Annotated in this window: 13 protein-coding genes; 8 read left to right on the top strand and 5 right to left on the bottom strand. The window is 65.8% G+C overall.

Features of this window, described 5'->3' with window-relative positions; translation table 11 throughout:
• Window positions 1-448 precede the first annotated feature (448 nt).
• Both ACWEJ6_RS48830 and ACWEJ6_RS48825 read left to right on the top strand, forming a co-directional pair.
• Complete coding sequence (locus tag ACWEJ6_RS48830) at window positions 449-1501, top strand: hypothetical protein (RefSeq protein ID WP_452432277.1); 1053 nt, start codon at window positions 449-451, stop codon at window positions 1499-1501.
• Window positions 1502-1529: 28 nt separating this feature from the next.
• Window positions 1530-2009, top strand: a complete 480-nt coding sequence (locus ACWEJ6_RS48825; protein WP_452432276.1) for a hypothetical protein — start codon at window positions 1530-1532, stop codon at window positions 2007-2009.
• 227 nt (window positions 2010-2236) lie between these two features.
• Here ACWEJ6_RS48825 and ACWEJ6_RS48820 read toward each other — a convergent pair whose 3' ends face one another.
• Complete coding sequence (locus ACWEJ6_RS48820; protein WP_452432275.1) at window positions 2237-2812, bottom strand: NUDIX hydrolase; 576 nt, start codon at window positions 2810-2812, stop codon at window positions 2237-2239.
• 606 nt (window positions 2813-3418) lie between these two features.
• Here ACWEJ6_RS48820 and ACWEJ6_RS48815 point away from each other — a divergent pair.
• Both ACWEJ6_RS48815 and ACWEJ6_RS48810 read left to right on the top strand, forming a co-directional pair.
• Window positions 3419-3547 (top strand): hypothetical protein, encoded by a 129-nt coding sequence (locus tag ACWEJ6_RS48815; protein ID WP_452432273.1) that lies wholly within the window; start codon window positions 3419-3421, stop codon window positions 3545-3547.
• An 812-nt stretch (window positions 3548-4359) separates the two neighbouring features.
• Window positions 4360-5604, top strand: coding sequence for a helix-turn-helix domain-containing protein (locus tag ACWEJ6_RS48810; RefSeq protein ID WP_452432272.1), 1245 nt, complete (start codon window positions 4360-4362; stop codon window positions 5602-5604).
• Between the two features lie 42 nt (window positions 5605-5646).
• Here the strand turns inward: ACWEJ6_RS48810 and ACWEJ6_RS48805 are convergent, their stop codons facing one another.
• Both ACWEJ6_RS48805 and ACWEJ6_RS48800 read right to left on the bottom strand, forming a co-directional pair.
• On the bottom strand, window positions 5647-5865 hold the full coding sequence (locus tag ACWEJ6_RS48805) for a hypothetical protein (RefSeq protein WP_452432271.1): 219 nt from the start codon (window positions 5863-5865) through the stop codon (window positions 5647-5649).
• Window positions 5866-6698: 833 nt separating this feature from the next.
• Window positions 6699-6971, bottom strand: a complete 273-nt coding sequence (locus ACWEJ6_RS48800) for a hypothetical protein (protein WP_452432270.1) — start codon at window positions 6969-6971, stop codon at window positions 6699-6701.
• 345 nt (window positions 6972-7316) lie between these two features.
• On the opposite strand from ACWEJ6_RS48800, the gene ACWEJ6_RS48795 reads away from it, so the two are divergent.
• The 4 genes from ACWEJ6_RS48795 (at window position 7317) to ACWEJ6_RS48780 (ending at window position 10336) form a co-directional block, all read left to right on the top strand.
• The gene (locus ACWEJ6_RS48795) at window positions 7317-7583 is read left to right on the top strand and encodes a hypothetical protein (protein ID WP_452432268.1); all 267 of its coding nucleotides are present in this window, start codon (window positions 7317-7319) and stop codon (window positions 7581-7583) included.
• Complete coding sequence (locus tag ACWEJ6_RS48790) at window positions 7580-7996, top strand: hypothetical protein (RefSeq protein WP_452432267.1); 417 nt, start codon at window positions 7580-7582, stop codon at window positions 7994-7996. Before ACWEJ6_RS48795 ends, ACWEJ6_RS48790 begins: the two co-directional genes overlap by 4 nt.
• A gap of 819 nt (window positions 7997-8815) precedes the next feature.
• Window positions 8816-9067 carry a DUF4190 domain-containing protein gene (locus ACWEJ6_RS48785; protein ID WP_452432265.1) on the top strand — a complete coding sequence of 84 codons (252 nt, stop codon included), beginning with the start codon at window positions 8816-8818 and terminating at the stop codon, window positions 9065-9067.
• 1065 nt (window positions 9068-10132) lie between these two features.
• On the top strand, window positions 10133-10336 hold the full coding sequence (locus ACWEJ6_RS48780) for a recombinase (RefSeq protein WP_452432263.1): 204 nt from the start codon (window positions 10133-10135) through the stop codon (window positions 10334-10336).
• A gap of 7 nt (window positions 10337-10343) precedes the next feature.
• On the opposite strand, the gene ACWEJ6_RS48775 is transcribed toward ACWEJ6_RS48780, so the two are convergent.
• Complete coding sequence (locus ACWEJ6_RS48775; protein ID WP_452432261.1) at window positions 10344-10643, bottom strand: hypothetical protein; 300 nt, start codon at window positions 10641-10643, stop codon at window positions 10344-10346.
• 547 nt (window positions 10644-11190) lie between these two features.
• On the bottom strand, window positions 11191-12337 hold a 1147-nt coding region (locus tag ACWEJ6_RS48770; RefSeq protein WP_452432260.1), incomplete at its 5' end, for a UDP-glucose dehydrogenase family protein.

Below are 12337 nucleotides of genomic sequence, written 5' to 3'. Positions count from 1 at the left end.
TCGTCTTCGATCCCAGCTCCAGGTGCCCATCACACGGCCCCCGGCAAGGACGGTCGGTGACACCTCGCCGATCTACTCGAATATCCATCGCAGGCGGTCACGCAGGCACCGGTGAGAAGAACGCCCGCAACGCCACGTCCTCATGAACGCGGCAGGCGAACCCCGTGGCGCGATCGTCATTTGAGCGCGATGGTGAACTCATGGAACTTGATGGCGCTCGCAGAATCAGGAACGACGAGCCCCGCGAAAGGCGCTCGAGGGAGCCGTACCCGTCTGTACCGCCAGCGGCCTCGCCGTCTCAGAAACCAAGCTGTCCACAGCCCCGGCAGCGTTGTCGAAGGTCACGGTCACGACCGACGAAAGGGTCGCCGACGCCGCGAACCCTGTCACGTCGCCCCGACTCCCTTGCCTTCGAGAAGCAGGACCCACCGCTGATGCCATCTACGACATGAGCAAGAGCGATCTCACACTCGACCGTCGCCAAGTAGTGAAGGCCCTGACCGTGACGGTCGGGATTCCGCTCGTCGACCCGATCCAGCGCTGGCTGACACCGACAGGGCCGGCGCGGGCCGCGGCAGGGCCGGGCAGGATCGGCATGGACGAGGTCGCCCACCTTGAACAGTCCACGAACGCCTTCCGGACGTGGGATGACCAGTACGGCGGCGGCCTGGCTCGGAAAGCCGTGATCGGACAGCTCAATAAGGTCGCCGATTTGGCGCGTGACAACCACCCGCACGAGATTAGCGTGCGCCTGTTCGCCGTGATAGCGCAGCTTGCCAAGATCGCCGCCACGATGTCTTGGGACTGCGGCATGCAGACGGCCGCGCAGACGTACTACGTCATGTCGCTGCGGGCATCCAGGTCCGCTGGCGAGAGGCCCTTCGGGGCGAGTGTCCTAGCGTCCATGGCCCGGCAACTCCTCTACCTGGACCAGCCTCAGGACGCGCTGGCCCTCACCCGGCTCGCCCTCGACGGCGTGAAGTCGACAGCCACACCACGACTACGGGCGATGCTGCACACCCGTGAGGCGTGGTCGTACGCGAAGATGGGCCGGCCGGAGTCGTTCAAACGGGCGACCGGCGAAGCCGAGCAGGCGTTCACCGAGATCAGTCCCGGCGACCCTGACCCGGAATGGATCAGATACTTCGTTGAAGCCGAGCTGGCCGGAGTGACCGGCGGCCGGTACCTGGAGCTGTCCCAACGGGACAGCGGATTCGCGGGCGAGGCCCTCACCCACATCCAGCGCGCGATCGAGCTGCGCGAAGGGTCAAGCATGCGCAGCCTGGCGCTCGACCAGGTGGGGCTCGCGTACGCGCACCTGATCAGCGGAGACCTCGACCAGGCCGTAACCGTGGGCGGCGAGGCGGCTGACACGGCAGAACAGGTCCAATCCGACCGAGTACGGGTACAGCTGCGCGAGTTCTACAGGGAGATCGTGACTCGCCGAGACCCCGTTGTGGCGTCGCTACGTCAGCGCATCCGGGAACAATTGGCACGCTAGATCTCTACCTCATGGAATGGGCCCTCGAATGCGTATCGGCGTGACCGGCCACATGAACCTCACGTCGAAGGCGGCTCGCCTCGTCTTCGACGCGATCCGAGCGCGCCTCGCCGCCGTGGATGACGGCGAGCTGGTGGGAGTGTCCTGCATCGCCCGCGGGGCTGACTCTCTGTTCGCTGACGCGGTGCTCGCTGCTGGCGGCGCGCTGGAGGTGGTGTTGCCGTCCCGCGATTACCGGGAGGCGAAGGTGACGTCGGACCACGCCGCTCAGTTCGACCAGCTCATGGCGGCGGCGAAGAGCGTCCGGGTCATGAACTTCGATCACGCCAGCCGGGAAGCCTACGAGGCGGCGAATGAGGCCATGTTGTCGTCAGTGGGCGAGCTGATGGCCGTGTGGGACGGACAGCCCGGCACCGGATCCGGCGGTACGGCGGAGGTTGTGGCGGCGGCGCGGGAACGCCGCGTCCCGGTGACGATTATCTGGCCGAAGGGGGCGGCACGCGGGTAGCGCCTCGTCCGGAACCGACCGAGGGAGGCGATGGTCGCCGCGAACAGCGTACGGAGCCTTCTCCAACCTGCTTGCCCGGCTCGGCTGACAGGACTGATACCGCATGTACCAGCCCGGCTTAGCCGCCGGACGCCCAGGCCTCGGCATAGGCCGCGGGGCCCATCTTCACCAGCCGCCGCTCCCAGCCTGCGAAGGGCTCAATCATGCGATATCCACCTCACGGCCGCTCAAATACTGTCCGGCAGCGCGCCTCGGCCGTTGAGCCACATTTGAACCTGTAGCAGCCCGATCAGAGTCCCGGACGTCCAAATCTCCCCGCGAGCCATCATGCTCCGAACTTCCGCTATCGGAACCCACTGGATCCGGTCGGCCTCTACCTCGCCCTCAGGCGCGCCCATCCATTCAGCCCCGCGCGCCACGAACAACAGGTGTTCAGCATCCACCATGCCAGCCATCGGTTGGTAGCTCACCAGGGGCTCGACATTCTTCGGACGGTACCCGGTCTCCTCCTCAACTTCCCGTACGGCGGTGTCCATGGGATCTTCACCGGCTTCCACGAGCCCGCCAGGCAGTTCCCATCCCCACCGGTCGGCCACGAACCGATGTCGCCATATCAGCAGAGCCCGATCCTCCTCATCGAGCACGACGGTGATGGCGGCCCGATCCAGATGCACCACGTGGTGCTCGAACCGTTGCCCGCCAGGGATCTCGATGTCGGCTAGCCCAAGGCGAATCCATCGATTGTCATAGACCAGCCGTTCCCCGTGCACGATCCAGCGTGTTAGCTCAGACTCAGCACCCACACGGCGAAGGTATCGGGTTACTGTCCCCTCGGTACATGGCTGTCAGCCGAGACGGTATGTCATGTGAGCAGCACTTCACCGAAGCGACTGGCCGCGCGTTCGCCGCCGCACGCGTGCGTACGCTCGCATACGTGGTGCAAGCGCGCTGGCACGGCGGAGCGGAGACGCGAACGGCGGAAACCGGGAGGGCGCGTCGTCCATCTGCCGTGGGCCGACGGAGAAGCGCATGATCGTCTCAAGGAACCGGACTGCTGGAACGCGGCCTGACTGGGACCAACACCGCAAGCGTCGCGGGGTGCCGTGACCAGGCGTCCTGCCCACGACGGTCGTTCACTGAGCAGGTGCGGCGGATTCCCGCGCGGTCGCGGCTGCCGGTGCGATCCTGGCCGGTGGTGCCGCTGTGGGTGACGGGGGAGGAACGGTGATTCCATCGGCGCGCGATCACGCGCTGTCCTGGCCGATCGTGTCCGTCGCCTTCACCGGGCACGTGCCTCGGGTGTCGCTCGCTCAGCCGGAGGGGGCCCCGTACTGGGTATTGACGCAATCCGCCGTGGCTCTCCTGGCTGGGTGCTGGAGGAGGCTACCGGTTTCTGTGCGACGGCGGCGGTGGATCGCTGGCAGACCGGCTTCGTGAACCTGCCCGGCGACCAGAGCCCGCTCGGCCAGGTCGAGAGCCGCGCCATCGCCGCCGTCACCAGCTGGCTCAACCAGCGTGATGCCGCCTGGCGGGGGTAGGCGGCTTCGTCGCCAGGCGGCACGCGCACCATCTTCGAAGCCGCCGTCCGCGCCGCGTCGCCACGGGCCACACTGACCGTCGGCCACTTCCACGTCGTGCGGCTGACCGACCAGGCCCGCGAACAGCACGGACATGAAGGTAACCGCGAGCGGGGAACCGCGCGACGGGCTGACCCGTTCCGCGGCCCGGACGCACGGCGCTCAGCTGGCCCCGATGGTCGATGACCACGGGCCCAGCCCGCACGGGTGGGCCGGCCGATCTTGGCCGCCTGGAACGCCAAGAGGATCCGCTGAACCTGCTCGCCCTGGCCGCGCCCACACGGACCGTGCGGTGATCACCTATCGGCCATGCCTCCCCCGTGACCGCTGCGCCGCGTGCGGCCTGCCCGAACTCGAACGTCTGGCCGCCACGATCGCGACCCGGCGGCCGAGATCTGGCTTCATCCCGACCGGCATCACCAACGCCGGCTCCGAAGGCACCCAACCATGTCATCGAAACCGTCGCCCGCGACGCCTACGGCTTCGGCGAGCATCAACGGCAGCGCGTCCACTACCGCCGGACCGCGGATGCTCCCCCGCTTGACTTCGAAGAGCCGGCATCACCCGCCCGTGTCGGATCTCGTCACCGTCTGTCCTGTGATCGTGCGACCAGAGGCAGCGGGCGCATCATCTCCAAGGCGCCGGGATGAGAACGCCATAAGCACAGGGACTTGCGACATCCCGAGAGCGCGGACTCCTCACTCCGTGCTCTCCACGAATCGAGCCCTGCGCCTTAGCCTGAGATGACCGGCCGACAGGAAGGGTGCAGGGCCATGGGCGACGGTACCGATGATCCCGGCACGACGGTCTTGACCGTGGGGCAGAGAATCCGGCTTTGGCGCAAGCGCCGGGGCATGAGCCGCGACACGCTGGCCGGCCTGGTGGGCAGGTCTCCCTCCTGGCTCAAGCAGGTGGAGTACGGGAATCCGCAGGCAGAGCCACTTCTGTCGTTGTTGCCCCGGCTCGCCGAGGCGCTGCATGTTCGTGACCTGGTGGAATTGACCGGCGACCAGGCCATGCCGATCAGGATGTTCAGCGGCCCTAGCCATTGCGCTCTGGGAGATGTGAAGCGCGCCTTCAACCTCAACCCGCTGCTGCAGCAGACGCGGGGACCGGCGCAGTCCTTGGACGCGCTGCGAGGACGACTCGACTCCGCGTGGCGGACGCGGCACGCCTCGCCGGATCATCGGACGGCGCTTGGGAAGATCTTGCCGGACCTGCTGCGTGACGGGCAGTACGCCGCCGGCATGTACGAAGGCGTCGAACAGCGCCGGGCCAAGGCGCTCCTGGCAGAGGTCTATGGCCTCACGCAGATGTTCGTGGCCTATCAGCCTGCGGCCGACCTGCTGTGGCGCGTCGCCGATCGGGCGCTCCTGGCCGCCCGGGAGGCGGAAGACCCCATGGCGTTGGCCTGTGCCATCTGGTTCTACGCTCAGGCTCACCGCGACAACGGCGACTACGAGGCGGCCTACGCCATCAACGAAGTGGGCATGTCGGCCATCCAGCCCCACATGGAGAACCCAAGCGTTGACTTGCTGGCCATGTGGGGCGCGCTTTCGTTCGAGCTGGCCTACACCGCGGCGCGAAGCGGAGAGACCGAGGCTGCGTGGCGGCATTGGAGCGATGCTCAACGCGTTGCTGAGCGGCTACCCGCGGACTACTACCAGCCGTGGACGTCCTTCTCGCGCGTCATTATGAAGGCTCATGCCGTGACCGTCGCTGTGGAGCTCCATCAGGGTGAGGAGGCTGCACGGCACGCTGACAACGGTGAGGGAATTCCGATTCCCTCAAGGCCCCGTCGGGGCCGGCATCTTATCGAGGTCGCGCGGGCGCATCAGCTCGGACGCGACTTCGACGCCGTGCTTGGCACGCTGCGGCTCGCGCATCAGGCCGCGCCGGAGACGATCAGATATAACGGGTTCGCCAAATGTATGGCGCTTGAACTGGTGGAGATCGGGCCATCATATCTGCGCGCCCAGGCGCATCAGTTGGCGGACCACATTGGCCTGTTGGTCTGACCTGGAGTTGCCCCGGTTCGATAGACACATCAGGGCTTGCGACTACGCGGCGGCGTAGTCGAGGGCTTGGGCGTTCTTGAGCGTGTGTCGACGTTCGTATTCGGCCGGGCTGAGCTGGTCGTTGGCGGAATGGCGGCTGCGTGGGTTGTAGAACCCTTCGATGTAGCTGAACAGGGCTCGTTCGGCCTCTGGCCTGGTGCGGACGGTGCGCTGCGGTGACGGCGGCGGCGCGCTGGTAGCGGGCACGGCCAAAGAAGGCATCCACCTCGGCTTCGACGGCGGTCTGGATGATCAGGCGGGCACCAAGACGGGCGACGTCCTCGATCACCTCGACAGGTCACGACCCTTGGTGAGCAGGGCGTCGATCTCGGCGCGGATGGCTTGGACGGGCGGTAGTGCGCGTGGCACGAGCGTAGGTCCTCGCGTGGTGCGAACTGTGGACGGTTCAGCACGGCAACCTACTCTCGTTCACTTTTACACCGCATCTCGGACGCGACCAGTGGCGAAGTGAGCGATCGTCACGGCCCCAGCCACTTCGATGCGAAATACAGGCAGCCTCGCGACGACCGAACTGCCGCGCAGATCGAACGCACGATGCTGGGCGGCGGAGGTCGGCGCTGTAGGGGATGTTGCTGCACGAGCTATACAGCACCTGGTTTAGGTGGCGTGACAGAGCGCCTCATCGATACCTTGCGGAGAGAGCCTTTTTCACCCTCTCTGCCCGGCTCTCCTGAGCAGGACTGATGGCGCATCTACCGACCCCGCCAGCTGCCCGACGTCTGGGCCTGGTCGCGTACCGCAGGGGCCATCTTCGCCAGCCACCGCTCCTGGCCTGCGGCAACAGGATGAAAAGTCTTCCTCGTACCCTCCGGTCCCGGACGCGCCGATCTTCGCATTCCTTGCCCGGTCGCCATCTCAGGGGGTTCGGCGCTCATGATGGTAGGTCGCCTCAGGGCACGCGGGGATCTCGCTCATGAGCGGCTTGGACCGCGGCCTCATCGAATCGTAGGAGTAACAGCGATCGGGAATCACCGTGGCCGATTGGACCTTGACCACGATCCGCACCAGCCCGTCGGAGCGCTCGACGTGCCAGGCTACCTGTAAACCGCTTCGTAGATCTCCTCGTCCGGAAGTGAGTCGTCGGCTGCCGCCTTCTCGAGGCGTGCGGCGATCTCCGTCGCCTGCTGGCTCATGAAGGCCCGGTCGTGCGCCTCGTCCTTTCCCAGGTGTGAACTGATCGACCATTTCGCCCACACGAACAGGCCGACCACCATGAGCACGACGAGCAGCAGGACAATGATGACGCCGGTCAGGAGCTTCGGCACGCAACCGCCCGGCGTCACCTGTGACTCGTCGAGGTCTGTCACGATTTGACGGTATCTCTATGAACCCTGATAACGGAGGGCGTTGAGTACATTCTGCACCGCTGTGGCGTACCCAGGCGTGCGCCGTCTCTGACGAAGATGGAACAAGGTGGGTGGATCTCGTCAGTCAGTCCTTGGGGGCGGAACCGGTGCGGACGCGGCCGCCGCCCGCCGCCATGAGGCGCGACGGATGCCGCGCTCACCGAGATCGTCGAGGGCGCGCGCGAGGTCTACGGTGGTGTCGAGTGTGACCACGGCGGCCACCGTCAACCGAACTCAGCGCATCACGTCTGTCGGAAGACCGCGCCGAAGGCGTATACCGCGGCTCTGCCGCAGTAGAATCTCGGTATGCCCGAACCCATGACGAGCATTAAGGTCCCTGAGCGGGTCCGCGATCAAATCCACCAGATCGTCGCCGAGCTCACCCGTGAACGCGGCCGCACCGTCACCGCGGCCGAGGCTCTTCAGTTCCTGTTCGAACGACACCAGGCGGCCAGTCATCAGCGCCGCGAAGCGGCTGAACGCCGCCTGGCCGAAGCGGCTGGGAACCCTGATGCCGTTGCCGCGGCCAAGCGCCTCTTCGACCACCTGCGTGACAAGAACGGCACCCAGTGAGCGGCTATGTCCTGGATGACCTCTTTCTTCGGGAACTGGGGCGCGGCGATGACACGCTCACCAACCTCGTCGCCGCGCTCGATGCCGCCGCCGAGCGCATGAGTGTGCCCTCTATCACCCTCACGGCCGCGCACCGCGGCTTGAGCGACCCGCAGCGTGACATGCTCCACGGCGTGATCGAGTACCTGCCTCGCGTCCGCCTGGAGCCTCTGACTGATCTCGACCACACCCGCCACGTGTCCCTTGTCGCCGAGCACCTGGGCGACGCTCCCGATTTGGCCGCCGCTCATGCTATCGCCATCTCCCGGTATCTTGATTTCCCTATCCTCACAACCAGCGAGAGACGCTGGGGGCCGGTGCTCGACCGCCTGCCCTGGCAAGTCGCTGTCGTAGAGGCATCCGACCCGGACTAGATAGTGCGCTGAATCGCCGACTTACGATCAGTCGTAGTGTGGCGGTATGCCGAGCTCGCGGCTCGCGCATTGGAACGGGCCTGAGCTCGCTCCGCTTCGGCGGACACCATCGTTGTGGTGATCAGGCCGTGTGGGCGGCCTCGACATGGCCCAGGCGACCGGTGGCCGAGCCGGGCTGGTGGACGCGACACCAGTCCCGCCCAGGAGAGCCGGCTAACGAGGATGAGAAGGGCTCGGTCCTTTCGGCCGACGTTGACACCTCACCAAGAGCATGAGTTACGGACCTGCGAGAAGGTCGAACGCGAAGATCATCGATAGAGAACCGCGCATCGATGTCGGTGCCTTGAGTCCTCTTCATCCTCCTTGCCCGGCTCTCGTGGGCGGGACTGGTGGCGCATCCGCCAGCCCGGCTCGGCTGTGGGAGGTCCGGGCTTCGTCGCAGGCCACAAGGTCCATCGTCGCCAGCCACCGGTCCTGGCCTGCGGAAATAGGAAGAAAGGGCCCCTTGGACACGGATAGCCCTTTGTGGCTACTGGTGGAGGAGTTTCCTAGTTCATTCCCTTAAGCGCCTCCACGACCATGGAGTCCAATAGGGAGAACCGATCAAGGTCGACTTCCAATTCGCGGGCCTGTGTTCGCGCCTCAGCAGGCACGTGGTCAGGCTGCAGGCAGGTGCGACAGCGGTTCTCGCTTGGCCCGATGCTGGTCGTCGCTGCCTTCAGAATTCTTCCGATTCGATATATGTCGACCGCAAAACGTCCTCTTGCTGTTAAATGAGAGAGAGATGAGGTTCGTAGAATATGACGGGTGGAGTAGACGTTGAGCTATTCGTCTGGCGGGTACCCCAGAGAGGGAAGCAGCGGCAAGGCGACGGCGGCTCTGGTGCTGGGCATCCTCAGCTTGGTCGTGTGCGGGATCCTGAGCATCGTTGCCATAGTTGTCGGGCACAGCGCGATAAATGAGATCGACCAGCAGGGACTGGAAGGGCGAGGGCTCGCGATGGCGGGGCTGGTGCTCGGCTATGCCGCTCTCGTGCTGTGGGGTATCGGCCTTCTCGTCTATCTGAGCTAGCGCCATCAATGAGCCCATTTCGTCCTCGGACCCGGCTCTCCTGAGCAGGGCTGATACCGCATCTACCGGCCCAGATCAGCCGCTAGAGGCCCGCTCTCGTCGCAGGCCACAGGATTCGCCTTCGCTAGCCACCGCTCCCGACCTGCGGTATTAGGATGAAAGGCTCAATGCTCGGAGGTCATTGGGCAGTGCTGAAGCGTTTCAGGCTGGTGAGACAGTCACACTTTTTCGGGGCGGGCGGATGGCGCTAGGGCGTTGCCCTTGAATGTGGACACCTAGAGCGCCGAACGATGGAGGACCGGCACAGGGAGTTCCGCGTGGGAGGAAGTCTTACCCGCCGGAGTTCAAGTCGGACGCCCTCGCGTTGTCCCTGTTCGATCCCCGGACGAACGCTGGCTTCGGAGGCCGAGGACCTGGAGAGCAGTCGAGAGACACCGCGTAACTGGACATGCCGGGCACGGGCGTACGGCCGAGAGGGTGCCGAGCGGGCTGGTGCGGGAACCGGCGCGTGGCCCGCCATCTTCCAACGACGTGCTCGACGAGGGGAATATGCAGCTCAAAGCCCCGATCCAGGAGCTGGAGCGCGAAATGCCGCCGGCCTCGAGCCGGTCGTAGATCTGCGGGTGCAGAGGGTGATGTGATCGATCCCGCCCTGGAACTGATGCTGAACCGGTGGGGGAGGCGTTGAACGCGTACGCGCTGGATCAACCTCGTAGATCACGGTCGCGACCCCGGAGGGGCTGCTGACCGCGAGCACCCGGGCTTCGGCGCTGGCGGCGGCCCGGTAGCGCAGCGACGCTTGCTGGCGTAACGGTCTCACCCTGATGGCAGAGGCGATTGCCGAGTTCTTGCCAGGCGACATCATCGGGCCCCTGCTCGACTCGAGCCAGGAGCACGGGTATCTGATTGGCCGTCCCGAAGACGTCCTCCAACCGTGTCCAGTCCACCACGCGGATATTCAACATCATGAGTGGCCGTCCGCCTTGCCCGAGAGCAGAACCAGCACCCAGCACTTCTAGTTCCGAGAAGCCTGCTTCAGATGCCCGTGATCAAAATCAACCGAAGATGCTGCCCAGAATCGACGAGGTCGAAGTGGACCTCCTGGCCCGCGGAGCCCGCGCCGAAGCCGAGGGCCGGCTCGGCGAGATCGAAGGCATCGACCTCACCCTCACCTTCCTGCGCCAGAAACGAGACCAGACCCGCCGCCTCGCCAGAGTCACTCCGACCCACCTCGGCATGCCGAGCATCCCCGGGCAAGGCGAAGCGTGATTGTTGATCAATATGGCACGACGACGCCGACCTCGCGCAGCCTGGCGACCGCCAACGACAAGCACACGGCAGCGCTGGCCCCGTCAGCACGCATGCCGACCTCCAAGGGGCCGCCGCTCGCCGTAAAGGTCCAGGAGTGCCGGCCCTCCACCAGGCTCTCGGCATCGACCCTGAGCATCGCGTTAACCCCTTGCTCGCCGAGCCACTCCAAAATGAGCAGCGCCACGTCCTCAATGCCCTCGGAATCAGTCTTTGGCCATCGGACCTTCCGCCCGGTCACGAGAGGAACCCCATCGACGACATCCAAGACCGGAGGACTTCGGAAGATCGAGGAGCGCTTCAACCCTCACTCAGACGCGACCTGCGTAGTGCGGAGAAGCGATTGGCGTCTACTAAAGGTCTCGCGCAGGTCAGCACTCTTGCGACGCCGAAGCTGTACGCCTTGCGCCTGGGCACCCATGCCCCTAACGGGCGCGGCTGGGAATACTGCCAAACCCACCTCGGGTTCGAGACGGGACCGTCTCCACTCATCGTGGATCTTCGTCCTCGTCTCCCACGAAAGCTCCCGCTCGAAGCAGGCGTCTGTGAAGCGTCGGTTGCGGTCCTCCAGCGTCTCGAGCTCATTGACGCCGTCCAGCCTCACCCACATAGCCGTACACCGAGCTCCGCCCGGATCCTCGCGGGAGGAGGTGAAATAGTGGAGCCTGCCGAGAGAAAGGCACCACGCGTGCCAGGTTTCTCGGTTCTCGGTCACGGGAGCCAGCCTGTGATAAGCCGGCGGCCGAGCGGGGCAGGGCCACCGCGCCAGCACCATCAAGAGCCGCAGGCTCGGCACTACGAGGGCCGACACCTGGTCACGGTCGGCCAACGCTGAGATACGTGAAACCGGCCGAGCGCATTCCCGCCGGGTCCAGCATGTTCCGGCCGTCGAAGAGCACCGGCCGTCGCATCAGCGATGCCATGCGCGCCCAATCGACTTCCTTGAGATGGGGCCATTCGGTGGCGATGATCGCCGCGTCCATGCCGTCGATGGCGGACTCGGGGCTCGCATGCCGGGTGGTCGACGTCCACGGTTCGGCGTCGGCCGGGCGTGCCAGCGGATCCCAGCAGTGCACCTCGCAGCCCTCGGCCAGCAAGCGGGCGGCCAGCACCGTGCTTGGCGCCTCACGCATGTCGTCGGTTCCCGGTTTGAAGGTCAGCCCGAGCAACGCCACCCGCATGCCCGCCAAACTGCCCAGCTCATCTTTGATCTTCTGGATCGCCCGGCGCTTTTGCAGATTGTTCACCTCGATCACGGCCGACAGCAATTGCAGGTGGTAGCCGGTGTTGTTGGCGAGCTGCCGCAACGCCTCGGAGTCTTTGGGGAAACAGGAACCGCCCCAGCCGATCCCGGGACGCAGGAAGTGCGGGCCGAGGCGATGGTCCAGACCGACAGCGCGGGCCACCTCCCGCACGTCGGCACCGGTCTTCTCGCACAGGGTGGCGATCTCGTTGATGAAGCTGATCTTCGTGGCGAGCAGTGCGTTCGAGGCCAGCTTCACCATCTCGGCCGAGCGCACGTCCATCATGACGACGGGTCCCTCCACGCCGTCGTGTAGTTCAGCGACCAGGCGGGCCGCGGCCTCGTCGGCGGAGCCGATCACGATCCGGTCTGGATGCATGAAGTCGTGGACCGCCGTGCCCTCGGCGGTGAATTCAGGGTTCGCGACGTAATCGACGCTTCCCAGACCGGCGGCGTCCAAGACCGCCCGGACCCTGGTGCCCGTCCCCACCGGAACGGTGGACTTCACCACGACGGCCCGCAGGCGCGCCGCGCCCCGCAGAGAGGTCACCACCGACCAGACTCGCGACAGATCCGCGTCACCGGAGGGCGTCGGCGGGGTGTCGACGCACACATACGCGACCTCGGCGTCCCGCAGCGCCTCACCGAGGTCCAAGGTGAACATCAGACGCTCCTTGTTGCGCGCGATCATCTCGCCCAACCCCGGCTCGTAGCTCGGC

The sequence above is a fragment of the Nonomuraea sp. NPDC004702 genome (assembly GCF_053601695.1).
The sequence above is the reverse complement of the archived record's forward strand: the minus strand, read 5'-3'. Positions and strand labels throughout refer to the sequence as shown.

What these genes read in the sequence shown, in the direction of transcription:
- ACWEJ6_RS48830 (WP_452432277.1), top strand. Translation starts at nt 449, where the DNA reads ATGAGCAAGAGCGATCTCACACTCGACCGTCGCCAAGTAGTGAAGGCC.
- ACWEJ6_RS48825 (WP_452432276.1), top strand. Translation starts at nt 1,530, where the DNA reads ATGCGTATCGGCGTGACCGGCCACATGAACCTCACGTCGAAGGCGGCT.
- ACWEJ6_RS48810 (WP_452432272.1), top strand. Translation starts at nt 4,360, where the DNA reads ATGGGCGACGGTACCGATGATCCCGGCACGACGGTCTTGACCGTGGGG.
- ACWEJ6_RS48805 (WP_452432271.1), bottom strand. Translation starts at nt 5,865, where the DNA reads ATGCCTTCTTTGGCCGTGCCCGCTACCAGCGCGCCGCCGCCGTCACCG.
- ACWEJ6_RS48795 (WP_452432268.1), top strand. Translation starts at nt 7,317, where the DNA reads ATGCCCGAACCCATGACGAGCATTAAGGTCCCTGAGCGGGTCCGCGAT.
- ACWEJ6_RS48780 (WP_452432263.1), top strand. Translation starts at nt 10,133, where the DNA reads ATGCTGCCCAGAATCGACGAGGTCGAAGTGGACCTCCTGGCCCGCGGA.